Source organism: Caulobacter sp. CCH9-E1, assembly GCF_001556515.1.
GTDB lineage: Bacteria > Pseudomonadota > Alphaproteobacteria > Caulobacterales > Caulobacteraceae > Caulobacter.
This window is the reverse complement of the sequence record NZ_LSJA01000326.1, coordinates 1-25,068: the sequence shown is the minus strand read 5'-3', so window position 1 is coordinate 25,068 and position 25,068 is coordinate 1. Positions and strand designations below refer to the sequence as shown.

Annotated in this window: 27 protein-coding genes, 1 tRNA gene and 1 pseudogene; 22 read left to right on the top strand and 7 right to left on the bottom strand. The window is 66.7% G+C overall.

All coding sequences use genetic code 11. The features are described 5' to 3' along the window. Positions 1-21: 21 nt before the first annotated feature. Entirely contained in the window at positions 22-1,521 is a 1,500-nt protein-coding gene (locus AX690_RS18740; RefSeq protein WP_066686950.1) for an NAD(P)/FAD-dependent oxidoreductase, read from the bottom strand. A 135-nt stretch (positions 1,522-1,656) separates the two neighbouring features. Continuing rightward, entirely contained in the window at positions 1,657-2,121 is a 465-nt protein-coding gene (locus tag AX690_RS18735; protein ID WP_066686947.1) for a DUF2147 domain-containing protein, read from the bottom strand. A gap of 251 nt (positions 2,122-2,372) precedes the next feature. On the opposite strand from AX690_RS18735, the gene AX690_RS18730 reads away from it, so the two are divergent. The 6 genes and pseudogenes from AX690_RS18730 (at position 2,373) to hemA (ending at position 8,421) form a co-directional block, all read left to right on the top strand. Continuing rightward, complete coding sequence (locus AX690_RS18730) at positions 2,373-3,518, top strand: isobutyryl-CoA dehydrogenase (RefSeq protein ID WP_197426910.1); 1,146 nt, start codon at positions 2,373-2,375, stop codon at positions 3,516-3,518. Between the two features lie 7 nt (positions 3,519-3,525). Further along, positions 3,526-4,133 (top strand): annotated as a pseudogene (locus AX690_RS18725) (histidine phosphatase family protein). A 9-nt stretch (positions 4,134-4,142) separates the two neighbouring features. After that, positions 4,143-5,195: an enoyl-CoA hydratase/isomerase family protein gene (locus AX690_RS18720; RefSeq protein ID WP_066686932.1), complete on the top strand. Its 1,053-nt coding sequence runs from the start codon at positions 4,143-4,145 to the stop codon at positions 5,193-5,195. A gap of 58 nt (positions 5,196-5,253) precedes the next feature. Further along, positions 5,254-6,057: a class I SAM-dependent methyltransferase gene (locus tag AX690_RS18715; protein ID WP_066686928.1), complete on the top strand. Its 804-nt coding sequence runs from the start codon at positions 5,254-5,256 to the stop codon at positions 6,055-6,057. A gap of 68 nt (positions 6,058-6,125) precedes the next feature. Continuing rightward, entirely contained in the window at positions 6,126-7,022 is an 897-nt protein-coding gene (gene mmsB / locus AX690_RS18710; RefSeq protein ID WP_066686925.1) for a 3-hydroxyisobutyrate dehydrogenase, read from the top strand. A gap of 172 nt (positions 7,023-7,194) precedes the next feature. Next, on the top strand, positions 7,195-8,421 hold the full coding sequence (hemA, locus tag AX690_RS18705; RefSeq protein WP_066686923.1) for a 5-aminolevulinate synthase: 1,227 nt from the start codon (positions 7,195-7,197) through the stop codon (positions 8,419-8,421). Between the two features lie 100 nt (positions 8,422-8,521). Here the strand turns inward: hemA and AX690_RS18700 are convergent, their stop codons facing one another. Beyond that, positions 8,522-8,968, bottom strand: a complete 447-nt coding sequence (locus tag AX690_RS18700) for a MucR family transcriptional regulator (protein WP_066686921.1) — start codon at positions 8,966-8,968, stop codon at positions 8,522-8,524. Between the two features lie 164 nt (positions 8,969-9,132). Between AX690_RS18700 and glyA the strand changes: the two genes are divergently transcribed. The 7 genes from glyA to AX690_RS18665 all read left to right on the top strand — a co-directional run bounded on the left by glyA (position 9,133) and on the right by AX690_RS18665 (position 15,852). Continuing rightward, positions 9,133-10,419 (top strand): serine hydroxymethyltransferase, encoded by a 1,287-nt coding sequence (gene glyA / locus AX690_RS18695; protein ID WP_066686919.1) that lies wholly within the window; start codon positions 9,133-9,135, stop codon positions 10,417-10,419. A 31-nt stretch (positions 10,420-10,450) separates the two neighbouring features. After that, positions 10,451-10,924, top strand: coding sequence for a transcriptional regulator NrdR (nrdR, locus tag AX690_RS18690; RefSeq protein ID WP_066686918.1), 474 nt, complete (start codon positions 10,451-10,453; stop codon positions 10,922-10,924). A 61-nt stretch (positions 10,925-10,985) separates the two neighbouring features. After that, on the top strand, positions 10,986-11,450 hold the full coding sequence (ribH, locus tag AX690_RS18685; RefSeq protein ID WP_066686910.1) for a 6,7-dimethyl-8-ribityllumazine synthase: 465 nt from the start codon (positions 10,986-10,988) through the stop codon (positions 11,448-11,450). Next, complete coding sequence (gene nusB, locus AX690_RS18680) at positions 11,447-11,896, top strand: transcription antitermination factor NusB (RefSeq protein WP_066686908.1); 450 nt, start codon at positions 11,447-11,449, stop codon at positions 11,894-11,896. Before ribH ends, nusB begins: the two co-directional genes overlap by 4 nt. Next, the gene (gene thiL, locus AX690_RS18675; RefSeq protein ID WP_066686906.1) at positions 11,856-12,914 is read left to right on the top strand and encodes a thiamine-phosphate kinase; all 1,059 of its coding nucleotides are present in this window, start codon (positions 11,856-11,858) and stop codon (positions 12,912-12,914) included. Before nusB ends, thiL begins: the two co-directional genes overlap by 41 nt. Positions 12,915-12,964: 50 nt before the next feature. Continuing rightward, the gene (locus AX690_RS18670) at positions 12,965-13,456 is read left to right on the top strand and encodes a hypothetical protein (RefSeq protein ID WP_066686904.1); all 492 of its coding nucleotides are present in this window, start codon (positions 12,965-12,967) and stop codon (positions 13,454-13,456) included. Positions 13,457-13,713: 257 nt separating this feature from the next. Further along, a complete protein-coding gene (locus tag AX690_RS18665) occupies positions 13,714-15,852 on the top strand; it encodes a sodium-translocating pyrophosphatase (protein WP_066686902.1) in 2,139 nt (712 codons plus the stop codon). Between the two features lie 67 nt (positions 15,853-15,919). Here AX690_RS18665 and AX690_RS18660 read toward each other — a convergent pair whose 3' ends face one another. Both AX690_RS18660 and AX690_RS18655 read right to left on the bottom strand, forming a co-directional pair. Further along, positions 15,920-16,474, bottom strand: coding sequence for a response regulator (locus AX690_RS18660; RefSeq protein WP_082769740.1), 555 nt, complete (start codon positions 16,472-16,474; stop codon positions 15,920-15,922). Positions 16,475-16,727: 253 nt separating this feature from the next. Continuing rightward, complete coding sequence (locus AX690_RS18655; protein ID WP_066686900.1) at positions 16,728-17,213, bottom strand: outer membrane protein assembly factor BamE; 486 nt, start codon at positions 17,211-17,213, stop codon at positions 16,728-16,730. 121 nt (positions 17,214-17,334) lie between these two features. On the opposite strand from AX690_RS18655, the gene AX690_RS18650 reads away from it, so the two are divergent. The 7 genes from AX690_RS18650 (at position 17,335) to AX690_RS18620 (ending at position 21,640) form a co-directional block, all read left to right on the top strand. After that, complete coding sequence (locus AX690_RS18650) at positions 17,335-17,865, top strand: ubiquinol-cytochrome C chaperone family protein (RefSeq protein ID WP_066686897.1); 531 nt, start codon at positions 17,335-17,337, stop codon at positions 17,863-17,865. After that, positions 17,850-18,389, top strand: a complete 540-nt coding sequence (locus tag AX690_RS18645) for a DUF177 domain-containing protein (protein ID WP_066686895.1) — start codon at positions 17,850-17,852, stop codon at positions 18,387-18,389. Before AX690_RS18650 ends, AX690_RS18645 begins: the two co-directional genes overlap by 16 nt. A gap of 94 nt (positions 18,390-18,483) precedes the next feature. Continuing rightward, a complete protein-coding gene (plsX, locus tag AX690_RS18640) occupies positions 18,484-19,569 on the top strand; it encodes a phosphate acyltransferase PlsX (protein WP_082769739.1) in 1,086 nt (361 codons plus the stop codon). Beyond that, a complete protein-coding gene (locus AX690_RS18635) occupies positions 19,566-20,543 on the top strand; it encodes a beta-ketoacyl-ACP synthase III (protein ID WP_066686893.1) in 978 nt (325 codons plus the stop codon). Before plsX ends, AX690_RS18635 begins: the two co-directional genes overlap by 4 nt. A 199-nt stretch (positions 20,544-20,742) precedes the next feature. Then, positions 20,743-21,045 (top strand): integration host factor subunit alpha, encoded by a 303-nt coding sequence (locus AX690_RS18630; RefSeq protein ID WP_066686891.1) that lies wholly within the window; start codon positions 20,743-20,745, stop codon positions 21,043-21,045. 10 nt (positions 21,046-21,055) lie between these two features. Further along, positions 21,056-21,481, top strand: a complete 426-nt coding sequence (locus AX690_RS18625) for a MerR family transcriptional regulator (protein WP_066686889.1) — start codon at positions 21,056-21,058, stop codon at positions 21,479-21,481. Between the two features lie 82 nt (positions 21,482-21,563). Beyond that, positions 21,564-21,640: transfer RNA gene (locus tag AX690_RS18620), tRNA-Pro, on the top strand. A 67-nt stretch (positions 21,641-21,707) separates the two neighbouring features. Here the strand turns inward: AX690_RS18620 and AX690_RS18615 are convergent. Both AX690_RS18615 and AX690_RS18610 read right to left on the bottom strand, forming a co-directional pair. Beyond that, entirely contained in the window at positions 21,708-21,935 is a 228-nt protein-coding gene (locus AX690_RS18615; protein ID WP_066686879.1) for a DUF2842 domain-containing protein, read from the bottom strand. Next, positions 21,932-22,183 carry a GlsB/YeaQ/YmgE family stress response membrane protein gene (locus AX690_RS18610; RefSeq protein ID WP_066686876.1) on the bottom strand — a complete coding sequence of 84 codons (252 nt, stop codon included), beginning with the start codon at positions 22,181-22,183 and terminating at the stop codon, positions 21,932-21,934. The genes AX690_RS18615 and AX690_RS18610 overlap by 4 nt, the downstream gene beginning before the upstream one ends. A gap of 141 nt (positions 22,184-22,324) precedes the next feature. Here AX690_RS18610 and AX690_RS18605 point away from each other — a divergent pair, with 141 nt between their 5' ends. Further along, a complete protein-coding gene (locus AX690_RS18605) occupies positions 22,325-23,356 on the top strand; it encodes a COX15/CtaA family protein (RefSeq protein WP_066686873.1) in 1,032 nt (343 codons plus the stop codon). 78 nt (positions 23,357-23,434) lie between these two features. After that, entirely contained in the window at positions 23,435-24,937 is a 1,503-nt protein-coding gene (locus AX690_RS18600) for an alkaline phosphatase (protein ID WP_066687052.1), read from the top strand. The last annotated feature ends 131 nt before the right edge of the window (positions 24,938-25,068 follow it).

Here is a 25,068-nt window from a genome sequence, read left to right as displayed (position 1 = left end):
CCCTCCGCGCGGATCAGGCGATCACGAATAGCGGAACGCCGGGTCGGCAAGGTCGATCTTCGGGAAGATCTCCTTCTCGGCCCAATAGTCCTGGGTGTGGCGCCACTCCGGCTTGTCGCCAGCCTTGGGCAACAGGTGCATGTTGCGCATCAGGTAGCCGGGATTGAAGTCCTCGGGATCGATCCAGTTCCCGATCTTCATGTCCTTGTCCTCGGGGCGCAGGGCGACCTCGACCTGCTTCTTGCCGGTCTTTTCCATGTGGGCCAACAAGCGACAGACGAAATCGCCGATCATGTCGGCGCGCAGCGTCCAGCTGGCGCGGAAATAGCCGAACACCCAGACGAGGTTCGGCACGCCGGTGAACATCATGCCGCGATAGGTGACGGTGTTTGCGAAATCGAGCGGCTTGCCGTCGATCTCGAAGGCGATGTCGCCCAGCACGCTGAGATCAAAGCCCGTGGCGGTGACGATGACGTCCGCCTCCAGCTCCTGGCCGGACTTCAGCCGCAGGCCCTTTTCGGTGAAGCGCTCGATCTCGTCGGTGACCACCGAGGCCTTGCCCGAGGCGATGCCCTGGAAGAGGTCGCCGTCGGGCACGAAGGCGATCCGCTGTCGCCAGGGGCGGTAGCGCGGCGTGAAGTGCTTGGCGATGTCGAAATCCTCGCCGAGGAACATCTTCACGCCCTCGAGCAGCTCCGCCTTCACCGCGTCGGCCTCTTCGATGGCGCGGCGCGTGAACGCGTGCTGGTCGAACAGCACCTTGCGGCGGACGATCTCGTGGATCCAGCTCTCGTCGATCTGCAACTGGCGCAGGATGTCGGCCAGCTCGTTCTCGTTGCGGCCGGGCACGAAATAGGTCGGCGAGCGCTGCAGAAGCGTAACGTGGGCGCAGTCGCCGGCGATGTTCGGGACCAGGGTCGCGGCCGTGGCGCCCGAGCCGATGACGACGACCTTCTTGCCTTTGAGATCGAGGTCCTTGGGCCAGGTCTGGGGGTGGACGATCCGACCCTTGTAGCGCTCCATGTCGGGCCATTCGGGCGTGTAGCCGACCGAATGCCGGTAATAGCCCTGGCACATCCAAAGGAAGTTGGTGGTGTAGGTCTCGACGCCGTCGGGACCCGAGACGGTCAGCGTCCACACCTTGTCCTGGCTGGACCAGACCGCGTTGGTGATGCGGCGGCGATAGCGGATGTGGCGCGCCAGATCGTTCTCGTCGATCACCTCGCCCATGTAGCTGAGGATCTCGCCGGCCGTGGCGATCGGCGGTCCGACCCAGGGCTTGAAGCGGTAGCCGAAGGTGTAGAGGTCGCTGTCCGAGCGGATGCCCGGATAGGTGTGGGTCAGCCAGGTGCCGCCGAAGCTCTCCAAGGCCTCCAGCACCACGAAGCGTGTTCCGGGCCTCTGATGCGTCAGGTGATAGGCGCCGCCGACCCCGGATATGCCGGCGCCCACGATAATGACGTCGAAATGTTCGCTGGCCGCGTCGCGCGCGGTCCTTTGAAGCGTCGCCGCTTCGTCCATGCTCGTTCCTCCCGTGCCAGCCGTCGCGCGGCCTGGATCGCTTGGCGTCTCTGTCGGACGCTCAAGTGATCACTGTACACTTAGAGGTTCGCGCGGCTCTTGCGCTGAATCAAGCGAAAGCGGCGAGAGCGTGTTTTAGGGAGCCGCGCGCGAGGCCAGGACCGCGGGACTGTCGATGCGGGTCCACAGCTGCGACTTGCACAGGAAGTTGCCGATCACACAGCCCTTGGCGCGCATGGTCTTGGTGTCGACGATGTCGGCGGTGCCGACCAGCGTGACCTTCAGGGTGGGGACCCAGACGCGCCCCTTCAGCGAGCCGTTGTTCTGGGCTTCGAAGTCGCGCAGCAGCTGTTTGCCGATCAGGGTGTCCGTGCCCGACTTGCGCGCGTCGGCTTCGGCCTTGGGGCTGGCCCAGACCACGACGCCACAGGTGCTGGGGCCGCAGTCCTTGATCTCCAGGTGGACGCTGTTCTTCGGATTGCGCCAGACGCCATAGCTGCGCGAGATATCGCCGCCGTCAGCCGCATGGGCCGAAGCGGTGATGACGGTCATTCCCAGGGCCGCCGCCAGGGCGGCCTTAACGAACTTCACGAAACGCATGGTCGTCGATGCAAATTTTATGTTGAGAACGGTCAGACTCGAAGATCGCCATTTGGGCTGAATGCGTATCGTTATCAAGGGGTGTGGCCCAATTGCCGATTCAAGTCGTGTAACGGAGGATTTCAGGCCACACCCTCCGGCGGCTTTCGCAACGTTCCGATGCGCCTTGCCGAGCGTGATTGACAGCGGTCCGTCGGCGCCGCAGTCAGGCGAAAAGAAGTGAGGGCCGTTCTGCCCCGATCGGGAGGAAGTTGCGCATGGATTTCGCGCTGAACGAGGATCAGGTCGCAATCCAGGATGCGGCGCGCGCGTTCGCCGAGGGACAGCTTGCCCCGTATTCGGCGGAATGGGACGAAAAGAAGCACTTCCCCGTCGATGTCCTGCGCCAAGCGGCCGAACTGGGCTTCGCCGGCATCTATGTGAATGAGGACGTCGGCGGCAGCGGCCTGTCGCGCCTCGACGCCTCGATCATCTTCGAGGCCTTGAGCTACGGCGATGTGCCGGTGGCGGCCTATCTGACCATTCACAACATGGCGTCGTGGATGATCGACCGCTTCGGTTCGGACGATCTGCGCCAGCGCTACCTGCCGCGCCTGACCTCCATGGAGCAGATCGCCAGCTACTGCCTGACCGAGCCGGGCTCGGGCTCGGACGCCGCGGCGATGCGCACCACGGCCAGGCTCGATGGCGACCACTACGTCCTGAACGGCGGCAAGGCGTTTATCTCGGGCGGCGGCGTTTCGGACGTCTATGTCGTGATGGCGCGCACCGGCGGCGAAGGCGCCAAGGGCGTCTCGGCCTTCGTGGTCGAGAAGGGAACGCCGGGCCTGAGCTTCGGCGCCAACGAGCGCAAGATGGGCTGGAACGCCCAGCCCACCGCCCAGGTCAATTTCGACAACTGCCGCGTGCCGGTCGAAAACCGCATCGGCCAGGAGGGCGAGGGCTTCCGCTTCGCCATGATGGGCCTGGACGGCGGGCGGCTGAACATCGCCTCGTGCTCCCTGGGCGGCGCCCAGTTCGCGCTCGACACGGCCAAGGCCTATCTGGAGACCCGCAACCAGTTCGGCCGTCCGCTGAAGGATTTCCAGGCCCTGCAGTTCAAGCTGGCCGACATGGCCACCGAGCTGGAGGCGGCGCGCCTGATGGTTCGGCGGGCGGCCCACGCGCTGGACCACAAGCACCCCGAAGCCACCAAGCTGTGCGCCATGGCCAAGCGCTTCGCCACGGACGCCGGCTTCCAGGTGGCCAATGACGCCTTGCAGCTGCATGGCGGCTACGGCTACCTCCAGGACTATCCGCTGGAGCGCATCGTGCGCGACCTGCGGGTGCACCAGATCCTGGAAGGGACCAACGAGATCATGCGCGTCATCATCGCCCGCGAGATGTTCCGCCAATGAGCGTCGGATGATCTATCTCTGCCGCCACGGCCAGACCTTCCACAATCGCGAGGGGCGCCTGCAAGGACGTACGGAGTCCGATCTCACGCGCTAGGCCAGGCGCAGGCCAGGGCGATGGCGGCGTTACTGGACGATCTGGCGCCAGCATCCGAGCGCGCGCCTTGGCGGCTGGTCTCTAGTCCTCTGCGTCGGGCGCATCACACGGCCCAGGCGATCGGCCAGCGCCTGGGTCTCGCCGTTGAGCTGGATGAGCGACTGGTCGAGATCGATGTCGGCGAATGGTCCGGACGGCTTCGCGAGGAGGTGAGGGGGCAGAACCCGCATCTGCTGGGCGACGACGCCTGGGGCTTTTGCGCGCCGGGCGGCGAGACCTACGAGGCCATGACAGCCCGCCTTGGCGCCTGGCTGGCGGAGCAAGCGGCCGAGCCGGAGCGTCGGCTGATCGTGGTCAGCCATGGCGTCGCCGGCCGTCTCCTGCGGGGCCTCTACGCGCGCCTTTCCAAGGAAGAGGCCCTGCGCCAGGACATCCCGCAGGACGCGATCTTCCGCCTCGCCGGAGGCCGGATCGAGCGCATCGACTGCGCGCCGGTCGCCGAACCCGCCGAACTCGCCTGAAGGCCATCCATGACCGAAGACCCCGAAGTCCTGATCCGCGTCGAAAAGAACGTCGGCCGCATCACGCTCAACCGCCCAAAGGCCCTGCACGCCCTCACCCTCGACATGTGCGAGGCGATGATCGCCGCGCTCGTGGAGTGGCGCGAGGACCCCGAGATCTACATGGTCCTGATCGATCATGCGGGCGAGCGCGGCTTCTGCGCCGGGGGCGACATCCGCATGCTGGCCGAAAGCGGCGCGAAGGACGGCGTCGAGGCCCGGAGGTTCTTCCAGACCGAGTACCGCCTGAACCACCTGCTGTTCACCTACGACATTCCCGTCGTGGCCGTGATGGACGGCGTGGTGATGGGCGGCGGGGTCGGGATCTCGATGCCGGCGCACGTGCGGATCGCCACCGAGCGCACGACCTTCGCCATGCCCGAGACCGGCATCGGCCTGTTCCCCGACGTCGGCGGCGGCTGGTACCTGCCGCGCTTGCCGGGCAAGGCGGGGCTGTGGCTGGCCTTGACCGGCGCGCGGATCAAGGGCGCGGACTGCATGCGCCTGGGGATCGCCACCCACTTCGTGGAGTTCGGCGCCATCGAGGGCCTGAAGAAGGCGATCATCGCCGATCCGCGCCGGATCGACGAGACGCTGCGAAAGTACCGCGCCGACGCCGGCAAGGCCGCGTTGCTGGGCTTCGAGCAGGACCTGAACCGCCTGTTCGTCGGCGACAGCGTCGAGGAGATCGTCGAATTCCTGACCGTCGATTCCAGCGACTGGGGCAAAGCTCAGCTGGAGGTGATGAAAACCAAATCGCCCCAGACCCTGAAGGTCGCCTTCGAGCAGCTGAAGCGCGGCGCGGCCATGACCGACTTCGCCGACAACATGGCCATGGAGTACCGGATCGGTTCGCGCGTCGTGCGCAAGCACGACTTCATCGAGGGCGTGCGGGCGGTGATCATCGACAAGGACAATGCTCCGCGCTGGAGCCCGGCGCGTCTGGAGGACGTCACCGACGCCATGCTCGACGAGATTTTCGCGCCCCTGCCGACCGACGAGGAATGGACGCCGCTGACGTGACGGATGTCGTGCGCTAACGTGCGCGACAACGATAAAGTGCCGGTTTGGAAGGATCGCCATGCGTAAGCCGCTTCTCAGTCTCGTCGCCGTGCTCGGCCTCGCCGCCTGCGCTACGCAGCCGATGCTGGGACCGCCGCCGCCGCCGCCCTCCGGCCCGGCTTCCGTTTCCATCCCGGCCAATATCGCCGCGGCGCTGAGCGATCCGTCGCGCCCCGCCGCCGACATGGTGCGCGACGAGGCTCGCCATCCGGGCGAGGTTCTGGCCTTCGCCGGCGTCAAGCCGGGCGCCAAGGTCGCCGACCTGATCCCGGGCGGCGGCTATTTCACGCGGATCTTCTCCAAGGCCGTCGGCCCCAGGGGCAAGGTCTACGCCTATGTGCCCGACGAGCTGACCAAGCTGGCCAAGCGCGAGCCGGCGGTGAACGCCATCGCCCGCGATCCGGCCTATTCGAACGTGACGGTGATCCTGAACACGCTGCCCAACTTCGCCACGCCGGAGAAGCTGGACCTGGTGTTCACGGCCCAGAACTATCACGACATGCACGACAAGTTCATGGGCCCGGCGGACCTGTCGGTCGTGAACCGCCAGGTCTTCAAGGCCCTGAAGCCGGGCGGCGTCTATCTGGTCATCGACCACTCGGCCGAGCCGGGCTCGGGCCTGCGCAACACCGAGGACCTGCACCGTATCGACTCGGCGGTGGTGAAGTCTGAAGTGACGGCGGCGGGCTTCATCTTCGAGGGCGAGAGCCGGGTGCTGCGCGCCCCGGCCGACACCCGCAAGGTCAACGTCTACGACCCGTCGATCCGCGGCAAGACCGACCAGTTCGTCTACAAGTTCCGCAAGCCCGCCTCGGCGCGCTGACGGACGCAGGCCATAACCATAAGAGCCGCGCCCAACGAGGCGCGGTTCGTCTTTGCAGGGAGTAGCGGATGACCCGCGTCGCGTTCATCGGGCTGGGCAACATGGGCGGCGGCATGGCCGCCAACCAGGCGGGCGCCGGACATCAGGTTCGCGCTTTCGACCTGTCGGCGGACGCCCTGGCGCGCGCGACGACCGCCGGATGCCAGGCCGCCACCTCGGTCGCCGAGGCGGTCGCGGACGCCGAGGTGGTGATCACCATGCTGCCCGCCGGTCCGCACGTGCGGTTGGTCTATGGCGAGCAGGTCTTCAAGAGCGCGCCGAAATCCGCTCTGCTGGTCGACTGTTCGACCATCGACGTCGAGACCGCCCGCGACGTGGCGCGCCAGGCGGCGGAGGCGGGCTTCCGCTTCGCCGACGCGCCGGTCTCTGGCGGGGTGATGGCGGCCGAGGCGGGGACCCTGGCCTTCATGGTCGGCTGCGACGAGGCCGATTTCGCCGCGGTCGAGGCGGCGCTGGAGCCGATGTCCCGCGCCACGATCCGCGCCGGCGACCACGGCGCGGGGCAGGCGGCCAAGATCTGCAACAACATGTTGCTCGGCGTCTCGATGCTGGGCGTCTGCGAGGCCTTCGCCCTGGCCGAGAAGCTGGGCCTGGCGGCGGAGAGTTTCTTCGAGATCGCCAGCAAGTCCTCGGGCCAGTGCTGGTCGCTCAGCACCTATTGCCCCGTGCCCGGCGTCGGTCCGCAGACGCCGGCCGATCGCGGCTACGAGGGCGGATTCGCCACGGCGATGATGCTCAAGGACCTGAAGCTGGCCCAGGGCGCGGCCGCCCAGGTCGGGGCGTCGACCCCGATGGGCGCCCAGGCCGAGGCGCTGTACGCGCTGTTCGCGGCCAACGGCTTTGGCGGCAAGGACTTCTCGGCGGTGATTCAGCTTTTGCGGGGCAGGTTGGACAAATTGACCTGATGCGCTCCGAGCGACAAAAGCGCACAGAGCTTACAGAGTTAGCGGCGTGGATCGGTTATTCTATTTGCTAGGTAAACGCCCGTAGATGGACACTCGTGACGCTTGGTGCGAAAAGCCAGGCCTGTAATCAAGGGGACCGCCCGCCCAATCGGCCGTCGGTTTAGAGATCGCAATGGACTACAAAGCCGCGTTCCGCAGCGCCGTCGACCAGATCCGCGACGAGGGCCGTTACCGGGTTTTCGCCGACCTGAAGCGCCAGCGCGGCCAGTTTCCGCGCGCCACCTGGACCCGCGAGGACGGCTCGGAACGCGAAGTCGTGGTCTGGTGCAGCAACGACTATCTCGGCCAAGGCCAGAACCCCGTCGTGCTGGAAGCCATGAAGGACGCGGTCGATCAGCACGGCTCCGGCTCGGGCGGCACCCGCAATATCTCGGGCACCAATCACGACCACGTCCTGCTTGAGCAGGAACTGGCGGATCTGCACGGCAAGGAAGCCGGCCTGTTGTTCACCTCGGGCTATGTCTCGAATGAGGCGGCGCTGTCGGTCGTCCAGAAGATTCTGCCCGGTCTGATCATCTTCTCGGACGAGCTGAACCACGCCTCGATGATCGCCGGCATCCGCAATGGCGGCGGTCCGCGCAAGATCTTCAAGCACAACGACCTGGCGCATCTGGAAGAGCTGCTGGCCGCGGCCCCGGCCGACGCGCCCAAGCTGATCGCCTTCGAAAGCGTCTATTCGATGGACGGCGACATCGCCGACATCGCCGGCACGATCGCGCTGGCCAAGAAGTACGGCGCCATGACCTATCTGGACGAGGTCCACGCGGTTGGCATGTACGGCCCGCGCGGCGGCGGCGTCGCCGAGCGCGAAGGCCTGATGGGCGACATCGACATCATCGAAGGCACGCTGGGCAAGGCGTTCGGCGTGATGGGCGGCTACATCACCGGCGACGCCGAGGTGATCGACGCCATCCGCTTGATGGCCGCCGGCTTCATCTTCACGACCTCGCTGCCGCCGGCCCTGGTGGCGGGCGCCCTGGCCAGCGTCCGTTGGCTGAAGCAGCACCCGGAAGTGCGCGAGATCCACCAGGAGCGCGCCGCGACCCTCAAGGCGATGTTCCGCGCCGCCGGCCTGCCGGTGATGGACAGCGAGAGCCACATCGTCCCGGTGCTGGTCGGCGATCCCGTCCACTGCAAGATGATCAGCGACATGCTGCTGGCCGATCACGGCGTCTATGTGCAGCCGATCAACTATCCGACCGTGCCGCGCGGCACCGAGCGCCTGCGCTTCACCCCCACGCCGTTCCATACCGACGAGATGATGCGCAAGCTGGTCGCCTCGATGGAAAAGCTGTGGGCCCACTGCAATGTCGCCCGCATGGGCGGTTACGCGGCTTAAGGACGAAACGCACTTCAGCTTCGACTCGAACCGTCATCGTCGAAACGAGAAACGCCGCCGGAGTCCGGCGGCGTTCGCATGCCCGGCGCGGCCGACGCGCTTAACTGCCGCGCCGCACGCCCTTGCCCAGCCCGATCTTCTTGGCGAAGTCCGAGCGCCGCGCGGCATAGGCCGGCGCCACCATCGGATAGTCGGGCGGCAGGCCCCACTTGCGACGGTATTCCTCGGGGCTCATGTCGTAGTGCGAGCGCAGATAGCGCTTGAGCATCTTCAACTTTTTCCCGTCCTCCAGGCAGACGATGTAGTCGTGCTGCACCGAGCGCCCCACCGGCACCGCCGGCTTGGCCTTCTCGACCGGGCGCGGCGGCTCACCGCCATTGTTCAACGACGTCAGCGCGTCGTGCACCGTCCGGATCAGCTCGGGAATGGCCGTCTGGGGCACGGTGTTCTGGCTTACATAGGCCGCCACGATTTCCGCGCTGAGGCCCAGGATGTCGAGGCTGTTGTTACTTGCCGTGTCCGAAGTGCCGCCGCCCTGAGACGCCATGAGATATCCCACTCTCGTTGCTGCCGTTGTTATGTCGCGGGGGGACGGAGCCGCCCTGCAGGACTGCAACGCACAGCTTCTCGTGTGGTTCCAAGATTGATTGCCGCGCCTATCTCGTTAAAGAGGGCGCCTCTGCCGACTCCCCGCAGCGCCAGGAGAGCGTGATGAATGAAGCCAACCTCAGCGCCTTTTTCGGCGCGGACCTCGCCACCGCCGACCGTGACATCTTCGATCGTATCGGTCGCGAACTGGATCGGCAGCAGAACCAGATCGAGCTGATCGCCTCGGAGAACATCGTCTCTAAGGCCGTGCTCGAGGCTCAGGGCTCGATCCTCACCAACAAGTACGCCGAGGGCTATCCCGGCAAGCGCTATTACGGCGGCTGCGAATATGTCGACGAGATCGAGACCATCGCCATCGAACGCGCCAAGGCGCTGTTCGGCGCCGGTTTCGCCAACGTCCAGCCGCACTCGGGCTCGCAGGCCAACCAGGCGGTGTTCATGGCCCTGCTGCAGCCGGGCGACACCTTCCTGGGCATGGACCTGGCCGCCGGGGGGCACCTGACCCACGGCTCGCCCGCCAACCAGTCGGGCAAGTGGTTCAAGCCGATCTCCTATTCGGTGCGCCAGCAGGACCAGCTGATCGACTATGACGGCGTGGCCGAGATCGCCCAGCGCGAGAAGCCCAAGCTGATCATCGCCGGCGGCAGCGCCTACAGCCGCGAGATCGACTTCGCCAAGTTCCGCCAGATCGCCGACTCGATCGGCGCCTATCTGATGGTCGACATGGCGCACTATGCCGGCCTGATCGCGGGCGGCGCCTATCCGAGCCCGATCCCGCACGCCCACATCGTGACCACGACCACGCACAAGACCCTGCGCGGTCCGCGCGGCGGCATGATCCTCACCAACGACGAAGCGATCATCAAGAAGGTCAATTCGGCCGTGTTCCCGGGCCTGCAAGGCGGTCCGCTGGAGCACGTCATCGCCGCCAAGGCCGTGGCCTTCGGCGAGGCTCTGCAGCCGTCGTTCAAGGCCTACGCCAAGCAGGTTGTCGCCAACGCCCGCGCGCTGTCGGAAGCCCTGCTGAAGTCGGGCGTCAACATCGTCTCGGGCGGCACCGACAGCCACCTGATGCTGGTCGACCTGCGTCCCAAGGGCGTGACGGGCCGCGACGCCGAGCACAGCCTCGAGCGCGCCCATATGACCTGCAACAAGAACGGCGTGCCGTTCGACACCGCGCCGTTCACGGTCACCTCGGGCATCCGCCTGGGCACGCCGGCCGGCACGACGCGCGGCTTCAAGGAGGCCGAGTTCACCCGCGTCGGCGAATTGATCGGCGAAGTGGTCAACGGCCTGGCGGCCAATGGCGTCGACGGCAACGCCGAGGTCGAGGCCAAGGTGCGCCAGGAAGTGCTGGCCTTGACGGGCCGGTTCCCGATCTACAACTAATAGAACCAGGCGCCGCGGGAGGGGCCACATCATGCGCTGCCCCTTCTGCGGACACGCCGAAAGCCAGGTCAAGGACAGCCGCCCGTCGGAAGATGGCGCGGCCATCCGCCGTCGCCGGATGTGCCCGGAGTGCGGCGGCCGCTTCACGACCTTCGAGCGCGTTCAACTGCGCGAGCTGATCATCCTGAAGCGGTCGGGCCGCCGCTCGCCCTTCGATCGCGACAAGCTTGTGCGCTCGATCACCCTGGCGATGCAGAAGCGTCCGGTGGACCCGGAACGGGTAGAGCGGATGATCAACGGCATCGTCCGCCAGCTGGAAAGCATGGGCGAGACCGAGCTTCCGTCCTCGACGGTGGGGGAAATGGTCATGAAGGCGTTGAAATCCCTCGATGACGTGGCCTATGTCCGCTACGCCTCGGTCTATCGCGATTTCAAGGAAACCGGCGACTTCGCCAAGTTCCTCACGGAAGAGGGACTGAGCGACGGCGTCGAGGAAGAGCTATAGTCCGTTAAGCCTAATGTGTGTTTCTGGTCGCGCGCGACGCGGCCGTGGAGAGTCGAGCTAGATGGTTGAAGACAACATCCGCCTGTTGATCGTGGAGGGACGAAGCCATTCGGGCGTCTCCGACGAGCTGCTGCGCGGTGCCGCCCAGGCGATCGAAGCCTATGGCGCGGAATACGACGTGATCACGGTTTCCAGCGCGCTTCAGATCCCGACGGCCATCGCCCTGGCGGAAGACGCCGGCCAAGGCCCGATGGGCCGACGCTATGACGGCTATGTCGCCCTGGGCTGCGTGATCCGCGGCGAGACCTACCACTTCGAGCTCGTTTCCAACGAGACCGCCCGCGGTCTGCAGGACCTGGGCATCGGCCGCCGCCTGCCGATCGGCTTCGGCGTGCTGGCGGTCGATGACGAGCAGCAGGCCTGGGCGCGCGCCAAGGTCAGCGAAGGCGATCGCGGCGGCGCGGCCGCCAAGGCTTGCCTGGAGACCATCGCGCTGAAACGCCAGCTTCTGGGGCGCGGCAGATGAGCGCACCCCGCACCCAACCGCGCTCGGTCGCGCGCCTGGCGGCCGTCCAGGCCCTCTATCAGATGGAAGTTTCGGGGGCCGGCGTCGACTCGGTCATCCGTGAATTCTCCGAGCATCGCTTCGACCGCGACGTCGAGGGCGAACGCCTGGCGCAGGCCGATGAAACCTTCTTCGCCGAGCTGGCGAAGGGCGTTGTGGCCCATCAGGCCAAGGTGGATCAGGGAATCGTCAAGCGTCTGGCCTCGGGCTGGCGGCTTGAGCGCCTGGACGCCACGGCGCGCGCCGTTCTGCGCGCCGGCGCCTACGAATTGATGTATCGGCCGGACGTTCCGACCGAAGTCGTCATCAATGAGTATGTCGAGATAGCGAAATCCTTTTTTGAGGGTCCTGAGTCAGGCTTCATCAATGGCGCCCTCGACGCGATCGCCCGTGATGCAAGAGACTGACGAAGAAGACTGGTTCGCTGAAGACGAGGCGCCATCCACAGCGGTGGCGCCCGCGACCGAGTTCGACCATATCGAACGCCTCCTGCGTCCTTTGACGCGGGGCGATCCGGCCGCATTGGATCTGTTGGACGACGCGGCCGTGCTGCCGTCGCGGCCTGGCTATGACCTGGTGATCACCAAGGACGCCATGGTCGGCGGCGTGCACTTCCTGGTCGACGAGGCGCTGGACGTGGTTGCGCGCAAGCTGTTGCGCACCAATCTCTCCGACCTCGCCGCCAAGGGCGCCGAGCCCTATGGCTATTTCCTGTCCGTCGGCTGGCCCTCGGGCTCGGACGTCACCTCGCGCGAGACCTTCGCCCGGGGGCTGGCGGAAGATGGGGCGCTGTTCGACATTTCGCTGCTGGGCGGCGATACGGTGACCACCTCGGGGCCGCTGGTGCTGTCGGCGACCCTGCTGGGCTGGGTTCCCCAGGGCGAGGCGATCCTGCGTCGGGGCGCCAAGCCGGGCGACAGGCTCATGGTGTCCGGCACGATCGGCGACGGTTGGCTCGGCCTGCTGGCCCAATGGGGCGAGGTCGCCGATCCCGACGGCGGGCTTCTGCGCCGTTATCGTCAGCCCGAGCCGCGCATCGGCCTTCGTGAGTCCATGCGCCAGCACGCCAAGGCCGCCGCCGACGTCTCCGACGGCCTGCTGGCCGACAGCAGCCACATCGCCAAGGCCAGCGGCTGCCGCGTCCGCGTCGACCTGGAACGCCTGCCGCTCTCGCCGGGCGGTCAGGCTTGGCTCGAGCTTCAGCCCGAGCAGGTCGAGGGGCGCATTTCCCTGGCCTCCGGCGGCGATGACTACGAGATCGTCTGCGCCGTCGATCCCAACGAGGCCTGGAACTTCCGCATCGCCGCCGCGGCGGCGGGCGTGAAGGTCAGCGAGATCGGCGAGTTCGTCGAGGGCGAGGGCGTGTCGGCCTATTACAAGGGCCGCGACGTGACCCCGTCGCGCCTGGGCTGGCTGCACGGCTAGAGCTTTCCGCCGGTAGGGGAATATCAAGCCCCGCTTGCTAGAAGCGGGGCATGAGCCCGACCTTTTCACGCCGATTTCTACTCAGCCTCGCCGCCGTCGCGGTGACAAGCGGGCCGGCGTTCGCCCGATCCGAGAAGAAGAAGGAAGGGGGGGAGCAGGCGCTCGACCCGACCTACAAGCTTGGCTCGATGACGATCCCGATCATCGCCAATGGGCGGATCGTCAACTACGTCTTCGTGGCCCTGACGCTCAGGCTGACCTCGGGCGCCGAAGTCGAGAGCTTCAAGGCTCAGGAACCAGCGCTGCGCGACGCCATCATGCGGGCTTCGTACCGCACGCCGTTCGTGCGTCAGGACACCTGGCAGGAAGTCGACGGACCTCGTCTCCAGGTCTTCGTCCTTAGCCAATGCGCCACTCTGTTCGGCAAGGGTAAGGTCGCGGCCGTGGAAATCGCCAAGCAGGTTCCGCGTCAGCACGTCATGCCGCCGAACGCCGCCGCCCTGCGCGCGATCCAGCAAAAGCCGGACGCGCCTAGCCCCTAAACCGCCGACGCCGGCGCTCTAGGAGCGCGGAATCGCTTGTTCTGACGCGGGTTGCGCGCCTCCCGGGCATCTGACAGTGTCCTTGGGATGACGCCGTTCGGCCGTCATTTCAGGGAGAACGAGGGGGCACGAGGCCAAAAAGGCCCGCTTGTCGACCTCGACGGCGATTGAGTTGGCTTGTTTGAGTTGGCTCAAGGTCGCCGCCGACGGATCGGCGTCCCCTCGTTGCAAAGAAGCGCGAAGGGGCGAAGAATCTAATGAGTCTTTGGCTTTATCTGGCCATCGGGGCCGGGCTTCTGGCGGTGCTGTATGGCGCCGTGCAGACGGCCAGTCTGATGCGGGCCTCGGCCGGCAACGCACGCATGCAAGAGATCGCCGCGGCGATCCAGGAAGGCGCTCAAGCCTATCTGCGGCGGCAGTATCTCACCATCTCCATCGTCGGCGCGGTCATTCTCGTCGCCGTCTATCTGCTGATCGGCCCGTGGGCCGCCCTCGGCTTCCTGGTCGGCGCGGTGCTGTCGGGCGCGGCGGGCTTCGCCGGCATGCTGATCTCGGTGCGCGCCAACGTCCGCACCGCCCAGGCCGCCTCCGAGGGCCTCGCCAAGGGCCTGTCGCTGGCTTTCACCTCCGGCGCCGTCACCGGCATGCTGGTGGCGGGCTTCGCCCTGCTCGGCGTGGCCGGCTACTACTGGGTGCTGACCGACGTCCTGGGTCTTGAGCCGACGGGCCGCGGCGTCGTCGACGCCCTGGTGGCCCTGGGCTTCGGCGCCTCGCTGATCTCGATCTTCGCGCGCCTCGGCGGCGGCATCTTCACCAAGGGCGCCGACGTGGGCGGCGATCTGGTGGGCAAGGTCGAGGCGGGTATCCCGGAAGATGATCCGCGCAACGCCGCGACCATCGCCGACAACGTCGGCGACAATGTCGGCGACTGCGCCGGCATGGCCGCCGACCTGTTCGAGACCTACGCCGTGACCACCGTCGCGACCATGGTCCTGGCGGCGATCTTCTTCCGCGGCCACGAGGCGGTCGGCGCGATGATGCTGCTGCCGCTGGCCATCTGCGCGGTCTGCATCGTCACCTCGATCATCGGCGCCTTCTTCGTCCGCCTGGGCAAGAGCCAGAACATCATGGGCGCGCTGTACAAGGGCCTGATCGTGACCGGCCTCCTGTCGATCCCGGCGGTCTGGTACGTGCTGCACCAGCTGGTCCCGGCCCCTGTGGTGACCGAAGCCCGCACCTACACGGCCGACGGCCTGTTCTACTGCGGTCTGGTCGGCCTGGCGGTCACCGCCGCCATCGTGATGATCACCGAGTACTACACCGGCACGAACTTCCGCCCGGTGAAGTCGGTGGCCCAGGCCTCGGTCTCGGGTCACGGCACCAACGTGATCCAGGGCCTGGCCATGTCGCTGGAAGCCACGGCCCTGCCGGCCCTGACCATCATCGTCGGCATCGTCGTCACCTATAACCTGGCCGGCCTGTTCGGCATCGCGATCGCCACCACGACCATGCTGTCGCTGGCCGGCTTCATCGTCGCCCTGGACGCCTTCGGCCCCGTCACCGACAACGCCGGCGGCATCGCCGAGATGGCGGGCCTGCCGCCGGAAGTGCGCGTCACCACCGACGCCCTGGACGCCGTGGGCAACACCACCAAGGCCGTGACCAAGGGCTACGCCATCGGCTCGGCCGGTCTCGGCGCCCTGGTGCTGTTCGCCGCCTATACCGAGGACCTGAAGTTCTTCTCGGCCAATGCGACGCCGGGCAGCTTCTTCGACGGCATGGGCCCGGTGACCTTCGACCTGTCGAACCCGTACGTCGTGGTCGGCCTGCTGTTCGGCGGCCTGCTGCCGTTCCTGTTCGGCGGCATGTCGATGACCGCCGTCGGCCGCGCGGCCGAGTCGGTCGTGGCCGAAGTGCGTCGTCAGTTCCGCGAGAACCCCGGCATCATGACGGGCGAGGTGAAGCCGGAATACGGCCGCGCCGTCGACATCCTGACCAAGGCGGCCATCCGCGAGATGATCGTGCCTAGCCTGCTGCCGGTCGTCTCGCCGGTGGTGCTGTTCTTCGTGATCAACGCCATCGCCGGCAAGGTCGACGCCTTCGCGGCGCTCGGCGCCATGCTGATGGGCGTGATCGTCACCGGCCTGTTCGTCGCCATCTCGATGACCAGCGGCGGCGGCGCCTGGGACAACGCCAAGAAGGTGATCGAGGAAGGCTTCACCGACAAGAACGGCGTCCTGCACAAGAAGGGCGGCGAGACCCACAAGGCCGCCGTCACGGGCGACACCGTCGGCGACCCCTACAAGGACACCTCGGGGCCGGCCGTGAACCCGATGATCAAGATCACCAACATCGTGGCCCTGCTGCTGCTGGCGGTCCTGGCCCACGGCGGCTGATCAAGAAAAGCGCCTGAAATGGAAACGCCCCGGAGGAGACTCCGGGGCGTTTTCTCATTCGGGCCGATCAGTAGACGTCTTCGGGATCCATCTCGGCGAGAGCGTCCTGGACCCTTGGAATCACGTCGATCGGCACTTCGCTCCGGCGGTCCACGCCGACGAAGTCGTGGTCGATCCGCCGACGACGGCAGGGACCGAAATACGCCTTGGCCTGCACGAAGGGGCGGGGATTGTTGATGATCTCGTTGATGCGATGCATCACCGTCCGCGCCGTCAGCGGCTTGGCCAGGAATTCGGTCACCCCAGCCATGCGCGCCTCGTTCAAGGTTCGCTGCGTGGCGTGGCCGGTCATCATGATGATCGGAACGAAACGATTGGGGCTGGCCGTCGAGGTGCGGGCCCACTTGACGAACGCCAAGCCATCGACCGGGTGCATCACCAGGTCGGTGAAGATGATGTCGATCTCTTTCGACTGAAAGATTCGCAAGGCTCCGAGGCCATCGTCGGCTTCGTAGATCTTCCGGACGCCCGCCGACTTCAGGATGGTGGTGATCACCCTGCGCATATTGGCGTTGTCGTCGATCAGCAGGACGGACAGCGCACGAAGATCTGTTGTTTCCACAGCGCGCCTCCTTAGCTTCCGTGAATTCGCTGGCGCGCTGCTTGCGCGTCATCAGAATTCGAGGATCGCTCAAACTGGGTTTATGGAGTGTTTAGGGCGCGACAATATGTCTCAAGAAAGATGGTCAATTTTGAATTCATAGTAAACCATCCGCCGTTTGGTTGCGGCGTTTCTCGAATACTGTCTGGGCGCATAAGAAAAGCCGCCCACCTTGCGGCGGGCGGCTTTCGTAAAGCTTTGCCTTGGTCGAATGTTAACGACGGTCGCCAGGGCGTTGGCCGGGGGCCTCGTCGTCTTGCGGAAGCATGCCGCCGCGACCGACGTTGCCGAGCAGTTGTTCCAGGATCGTCATCTCGCGACCGCGGGTCGGCGTCTCGCGACCGTTGTAGGCGATGACCTTGCCGTCCTTCAGCGTGTAGGTGTTCACCGAGGCGACCTTCTCGTCGGCCGGATTGAACTTGATCGCCACGACGTCGCGCTTGATCACGCGCGGGTAGTAGAAGGCCACCCGGTCGGTCGTCTGGGAGATGTAGTACCAGGTGTTGTTGTCGAAGGTCGAAACGGCCGACGGCGAGCCCAGCTTTTCCATCAAGGTCGACTTGCTGTCCTCGCCGACCTTCATGTCGGCGGGCTTGGCTTCGATGGCCTGAAAGCCGGAATAGCTCGTCAGCGGCGTACAGGCCGAAGTGGCGACAGCCAGGGCCAGGACGGCGGCGGCGAAAACGGCGGGGCGAGACATCAAGGCTCCGAACCGGAAAAATGCAGACTTTGACCTATCGCCCGCGGGAGCTTAGTTCAATGCCCGCGTGAAAGCGGACCCCGCCTCTAGCGGGATGTCGCGGCGAAATCGAGGCGTTTCAATGTTTCTGGATCGATGGCTAAAGCCCAGGCCCGCCAAGGCGGCGGGGGCCAAGCTCTACGCATCGGCCGTGGCCCAGGCGCGTTCGCCGGCTTTCTATCGCGATTTCGGCGTCCGCGACTCGATGGAAGGGCGCTTTGAACTGTTCAGCCTGCACGTGATCTTCCTGATCGAGCGGTTGAAAGGGCAGGGCGACGCCGCGGCGGAGACCTCGCAGGCGGTGTTTGATTCTTATGTGAAGGGGCTCGACGACGCCTTTCGCGAGATCGGCGTGGCCGACACCGCGGTCGGCAAGAAGATGAAGAAGCTGGCCGGCGCCTTCTACGGCCGCCTGAAGACCTATGACGAGGCCGTCGCCAGCCTGCCGGACGAGGCCGCGACTCGCGACTTCCTGGCCCGCACCGCGTTCGAGGAAAGGGGCGAGGGCGACGTCGCCGCCTTGAACGCCTATCTGATCAAGACGCGCGCGGCGCTGGCGGACCAGCCGCTGGCCGCGTTGCTGCAAGGAGACGTGACTTGGCCGAACCCGTGACCGCGCCCTGGCCCTGCGAGATTCCGCTGTCCCAGGTCGATCGTGGCGCCGTGAAGCTGCGCCTGGAGCCCAGCGCCGAACAACGCCAGGCGATCGCCAAGCAGCTGGGCCTCGTCAGCCTGGAGGCGCTTTCGGCCGAGGTGTTCCTGACCTCGTGGCTGGACGGCGCCGAGATCTCGGGCGTCCTGCGCGCGCGGGTCGTCCAGACCTGCAGCGCGACGGCCGACGACTTCGAGACGCCGATCGACGCCCGCTTCAGCCTCCGCGTCCTGCCCGCCAACAGCGAGAACGCGCCGCAGGAAGAGTTCGGCGACCTGGGCGCTGATCCCGATGGCGACGATCCGCCCGACGTGCTGGAAGGCCAATCAGTCGACGTCTCGGGCTATGTGGTCGAGCACTTGGCGTTGGAGCTGGATCCGTTCCCGCGCAAGCCCGGCGCGGTGTTCGTTCAACCGCCCGAACCGGTGGAATTGTCCCCGTTCGCGGCGCTGAAGGGGCTGAATTTGAAGGACGACCAGGGCTAAAGGCCCCGACTCGACCGCTTGCGTGATATTCACGCGGATGTATCGTCCGCCGCCTTGAAGGCGGCTGGCCGCCTGCCGGAGCTCTCAGCGCCACGTGACTCAATCCGTCGTCATCTCGATCGACGCCATGGGCGGCGATCATGGCCCCTCCATCGTCGTGCCCGGCGTCGCGCTCGCGGCCCAGGCGCTGCCGGGCGTGCGCTTCCTGCTGCATGGGGACGGCGCGGCTATCGAGGCCGAGCTGGCCAAATGCCCGGCGGCCAAGGCCGTCAGCGAGGTCCGTCACTGCGACAAGGCCATCAGCATGGACGAGAAGCCCGCCCAGGCCATGCGCCGGGGCAAGGGCTCCAGCCTGTGGAACGCGATCGAGGCGCTGCGCGAGAACGAAGCCCACGCCTGCGTCTCGGCCGGCAACACCGGCGCCCTGATGGCGATCTCCAAGCTGATCCTGCGCATGGGCGCGGGACTGGAGCGCCCGGCCATCGTCGCCAACTGGCCGACCATGAAGGGCGTCACGGCGGTGCTGGACGTCGGCGCCAATGTCGAGAGCGACGCGGCCCAGCTGGTCGAGTTCGCCATCATGGGCGCGGCCTTCCACCACGCGGTGCACGGCTCTCACCGCCCGACCGTCGGCCTGCTGAACGTCGGCTCCGAGGAGCAGAAGGGCCACGAGGAGGTGCGCGAGGCGCACGCCATCCTGCGCGAGACCAAGCTCGACTTCGACTATCACGGCTTCGTCGAGGGCAACGACATCGCCTACGGCACCGTGGACGTGGTCGTCACCGACGGCTTCACCGGCAATGTGGCCCTGAAGACCGCCGAGGGCTTGGCGCGGTTCTTCTCCAATGAGATCAAGTCCACCCTGACCTCGACGCCGCTGGCGATGCTAGGCGCGGCCGTGGCTTCGGGCGCGCTGAAGAAGATGCGCCAGCGCCTGGATCCGGGCCGGGTGAACGGCGGGCCGCTGCTGGGCCTGAACGGAATCGTGGTCAAGAGCCACGGCGGCGCGGACGCGGGCGGCTTCGCCTCGGCGATCCGGGTCGCCACCAACCTCGCGCGCAGCGACTTCCGCGCCGAGATCGACAGAAATCTGAAGCGCCTGACCGCCGCCGCGGCCAAGGACGAGGCCTCCGGCGAGGAGCCCGATCCCGGCGTTGATCCCCAGGGAGCGGCCGAGTGAGCGTAGTTCGTAGCGTAGTGACCGGCGTCGGCGCCTATCTGCCCCCCAAGGTCGTGACCAACGACGATCTGGCCAAGTTCGTCGACACCAGCGACGAATGGATCGTCGAGCGGACCGGCATCCGCCAGCGCCACCAGGCCGCCGACGACCAGCCGGTCTCTGACCTCGCGGTCGAGGCCGCCAAGGAGGCGCTGGCCGCCGCCGGCAAGACCGCGGCCGACGTCGACCTGATCATCGTCGCCACCACCACCGCGGATCTGACCTTCCCGGCGGTCGCCACGATCGTCCAGCGCAAGCTGGGCGCGCCGGTCGGCATCGCCTTCGACGTCCAGGCCGTCTGCTCGGGCTTCGTCTATGCGCTCAGCGTCGCCGACGGCTTCGTGGCGCGCGGCAACGCCAAGTGCGCCCTGGTCATCGGCGCCGAGACCATGACGCGTCTGATGGACTGGAGCGATCGCGGCACCTGCGTGCTGTTCGGCGACGGCGCGGGCGCGGTGGTTCTCGAGCCCGGCGAAGGGCAGGGGACGACCGAGGACCGTGGCATGCTGGGCTTCGCCCTGCGCGCCGACGGCACGAAGCAGGATCTGCTCTATGTCGACGGCGGTCCGTCGACGACGGGCACGGTCGGCAAGCTGCGGATGCTGGGCAACCAGGTCTTCAAGCACGCCGTGGTCAACATCTCCGAAGCGATCCACGCCGCCGCCGACAAGGCGGGCGTGGCGGTCGCCGACGTCGACTGGTTCATCCCGCACCAGGCCAACCAGCGAATCCTCCAGGGCGTCGCCCATCGCTGCGGCATCGACGAGCAGAAGGTGATCTCGACGGTCGCCGTCCACGCCAACACCTCGGCCGCCTCGATCCCGCTGGCCTTCGCCGAGGGCGTCAAGGACGGTCGGATCAAGAAGGGCGACCTCTTGCTGCTGGAGGCCATGGGCGGCGGTCTGACCTGGGGCGCCTGCGTTCTGCGCCTTTGACGCGCATCATGGCGCAAGCCTCGAATATGGCATGAACTGTTGACCTTGAGCCTTTGACTTCACGCGATAATCACGGCATGAGGTCATCGGTGGGCGAGGGCGTGGCTGGTTGAGGGCGGCCGCATCAAGCTCTTGTTCGCCGCGAGTGCTCTATCGGAGGTGGTCTCGTGGCCGCCAGGATACGCGTGAAGGGGGTTGCATGAAGGGCTCTACTTTGACCCGGGCCGACCTATGCGAGGCGGTCCACGAGGAGGTCGGCCTGACCCGTCAGGACTGCGCCGGCCTCGTCGAGCGCACCCTGGATCTGGTGGCCGAGGCCCTGGAGAAGGGCGAGACGGTCAAGCTTTCCGGCTTCGGCGTCTTCCAGGTTCGCGCCAAGCGGGCTCGGATGGGGCGCAATCCCAAGACGGGCGAGCCCGCCGAGATCGAGCCCCGGCGCGTGATCGGCTTCCGCGCTTCCCAGGTCATGAAGGCGCGAATCGACCGCGCCTTGGGCGACTAGGATTCGTGCGGTGGCGAAGGGGCCGAACGCCTTCCGCACGATTTCCGAAGCCGCCGAGGAGCTGGGCGTGCCGCAGCACGTCCTGCGCTTCTGGGAGACCAAGTTCTCCTTCATTCGCCCCATGAAACGCGCTGGCGGACGGCGCTTCTATCGTCCGCAGGACGTGGCCGTGCTGAACGGCGTCCGCACCTTGCTCCACAGCGAAGGCCTGACCATCAAGGGCGTGCAGAAGCTGCATCGCGACCATGGCCTGGCGCAGGTGATCGCCGCGGGGCTGGGCTCCAACGGCTCGGCCAAGCTCGCGACAGACATCGATTATGGCGCGCTCGACCAAGGCGGTCGGCGTCTGGAGAGCGAGGCGCGCGAGCGTCTGGCTTTCATGTTGCGCGACCTCACGGAGGTCAAATCGCGACTGGACGGACTGCTGTCGCGCTAGCGACGCATGGGTCCCGCGTTTTCCTCGGAAATGGCAGTTGCCCAACCCCGGACCGGCGCCTATAAGAGCGCCTCTTCCGCGTCGGAGCGTGGCGCAGCCTGGTAGCGCACTTGACTGGGGGTCAAGGGGTCGCAGGTTCGAATCCTGTCGCTCCGACCATTTCCTTCGGGAACAGCGGAAGCCGAAAGGGTCGCCGAAAGGCGGCCCTTTTTCATGTCCGGCCTGTTTACTTCACGACCGGCTTGTCGGCCTTGCCCATCCACGAGATCAGCGGAATCACGGGCAGGATCCAGCCCATGCCCAGCGCCACGAAGTAGACGAGGTGCACGAAGCGGTTCTGCGGCAGGCGGTCGTAGAGGCTGGTGAAAATCCAGATCCAGGCGAACAGAACGGCCATCACGGCGATCGAGCCGATCAGCTTTCGCAGACGGGCCGGAATGAGGGGAGCGCTCACGCGGGTCTCCGGAAGAGGCCGAGCACGGCCAGGAACACGATGGCGCCCACGCTGGAGACCATCAGTTCGCCAACGAATCCGCTGACGTGAAGATCGATGCGCGTCGCCACGAACGCTCCGATGAACGCGCCGATCACGCCGATCAAGAGCTTGATGAACAGGGAGTGGCGTCGATCCAGAACGAAATCGGCGATCCAGCCGGCGATAATGCCGACGATCGCCGCCGCGAAGACGCCCGTGCCGCTCATCAAAGTCCTCCTGCGCGGCGCTTTGTGCCACGCGGCGCGCGGGTCGTCATGCGTAGGCATACAGACGTTGAAGCGCGCGTCCGGCGGGCGTAGGGAAGGTTCGGCCGCATTTCGGCCCAGAAGTGACGCTTTTCCGATTCCATGACGTCTTTCCTGCGTTCCGACCGTTCGCGTCCTGTTGCGATCTGGCTCTTCATCGTGGCCGCCATGGTCTTTTCCATGGTCGTCGTCGGCGGCGCGACGCGCCTGACGGATTCGGGCCTGTCGATCACCCAGTGGCAGCCGATCATGGGCGCCCTGCCGCCGATGTCGGACCAGGCCTGGCGCGAGAGTTTCGAGCTCTACAAGCAGATCCCCCAGTACAAGCTGGTCAATCCGGACATGACGCTGGAGGGGTTCAAAGGGATCTTCTGGTGGGAGTGGGCGCACCGCCTGCTGGGACGGACCGTCGGCGTCGTCTTCGCGATCCCGTTCATCGTCTTTCTGATCCGCCGCGACATCCCGCGCCGGCTGATCTGGCGCTGCGCCGTGATGCTGGGCCTGGGCGGCCTGCAGGGTCTCGTCGGCTGGTGGATGGTCTCCAGCGGCCTGTCCGAGCGGGTCTCGGTGGCGCCGGAACGCCTGATGACGCACCTGGGCTTGGCCCTGGCGCTGTTCGTGGTCTTGATCTGGACCGCCCTGGACGCCTGGAACGGCGCGCCGCGCGTCGAGGAGCGTTCGCCCTGGCGCGGCTGGGCGCTGGCCTTCCTGGGGGCGGTGTTCTTCCAGAGCCTGCTGGGCGCCTTGGTGGCCGGAAACGACGCGGGCCTCGTCTATAACGACTGGCCGCTGATGAACGGCCGCTTCTTCCCGGCCGACTATTTTGGCGCCGGCTTCTGGGGCACGATCGCGCACAGCCATGGCGCGGTGCAGCTGCACCATCGTCTGGTGGCCTACGCCTTGTTCGTCGCCGGGATCGCCATCGCGGTGATCGCCCGGCGCGACAGGCCCCTGGCGGCTGGCAGCAAGGCGATCGCGACGGCCCTGGCGGTGATTGTCGTCCTGCAGGCCTTGCTGGGCGTCTGGACCCTGATGGCGGCCGTACCGATCACCCTGGGCGTTCTGCATCAGGCCGGTGCGGCGGTGCTGCTGGCCGCGGCCACCGCCTTCGCCTGGCGGGTGCGACGCGCCTGAAGCGCGCTTCGTCGTCACCAACGGAAAAACTGTCACACGCCGGGAGCAAATCGGGCCGATTCCTCATGGAGCTTGGCCTTGATCCGCCCCTTTGTTCTCGCCCTGGTGGCGTCCGCCTCGATCTCGACCTTCGCTCACGCCCAGGTCGGCGGGCCCATGGCGGCCGTCAGCGCCGCCGATCCCTATTACAAGGCGGGCGAAGCGGCTCTGGCGCGGCAGCTGACGGTGGTTCCCAACACCGGCCGGGCCAAGAACGTCATCCTGTTCCTGGGCGACGGCATGGGCATTTCGACGGTCACGGCCGGCCGCATCTATGACGGCCAGCAAAAGGGCGTCGACGGCGAGTCCAATTCGCTGGCCTTCGAGAAGCTGTCCTACGCGGCGCTCTCCAAGACCTACAGCCACGACACCCAGGTCACCGACAGCGCCGCCGGCATCACGGCGATCATGACCGGCGTGAAGACGCGCAACAAGATCATCGGCCTGACCGGCGCGGCGATCGGCGAGAAGTGCGAGACCGAGAAGGGCAATGCGGTCCAGACCCTGGCCGAGCTGGCCAAGGCCAACGGCAAGGCGGCCGGCGCGGTCACCACGACCCGCGTCACCCACGCCACGCCCGCCGGCGCCTACGCCCATACGGCCTATCGTGATTGGGAAGGCGACAGCGACATGCCCGTCGAGGCCATCAAGGGCGGCTGCAAGGACATCGCCCGGCAACTGGTCGAGGCGCCCGACGCCCTGCGCCTGGACGTCGTCATGGGCGGCGGTCGCTCGCGCTTCCTGCCCGGGGACAAGGACGGCAAGCGCGCCGACGGCCGCGACCTGACCGCCGAATGGCTGAAGGCCGAAGGCCCGGATTCCGCCTATGTCACCACCGTCGATCAGCTGAAGGCGCTCCCCGCCGACACCAAGCACGTGCTGGGCCTGTTCGCCTCCGAGCACCTGCCTTACGAGGTCGAGCGCCCGGTGCTGGGGCAGGGCGTGCCGACCCTGGCCGAGATGGCGACGACGGCCGTGGATATCCTCTCCAAGAACCCGAACGGCTATTTCCTGATGGTCGAGGGCGGCAAGATCGACATGGGCAGCCACCTGGGCAACGCCAAGCGCACGCTGAGCGAGACGGTCGAGTTCTCCAAGGCCATCGACGCGGTGCTGGCCAAGGTCGACCTCAAGGACACGCTGGTCGTGGTCACGGCCGACCACAGCCACGGCCTGGTGATCTCGGGCTACGCGCCGCGCAACTCGCCGATCCTGGGCGTGGCGGGCAACGAGGGCGAGCCGGCGATCGCCGCCGACGGCAAGGCCTATACGACTCTCATGTTCGCGACGGGGCCCGGCGGCCCTCTGGGCAGTGACACCCGCGCCGATCCGGCCAAGGAAGACCTGGACGACGTCGACTACCACCAGCAGGCGGTCGTGAACCTCTACAGCGCCGCCCACGCGGGCGAGGACGTCGGCGTCTTCGCCGACGGCCCGCAAGCCTATCTGGTGCGCGGCGTGGTCGAGGAAAGCTACATCTTCCAGGTCATGCGCCACGCGTTCGGGTTTGACGCGCAGGCGCCGGCCGCGAAGAAGCGCTGAGGTTCGAAAGTCCCTCTCCCCTTGTGGGAGAGGGTGGCCCGGAGGGCCGGGTGAGGGGTTGCGCGGCGGCGCCGTCTATCGACCCCTCATCCGTCAGCTTCGCTGACACCTTCTCCCGCAAGGGGAGAAGG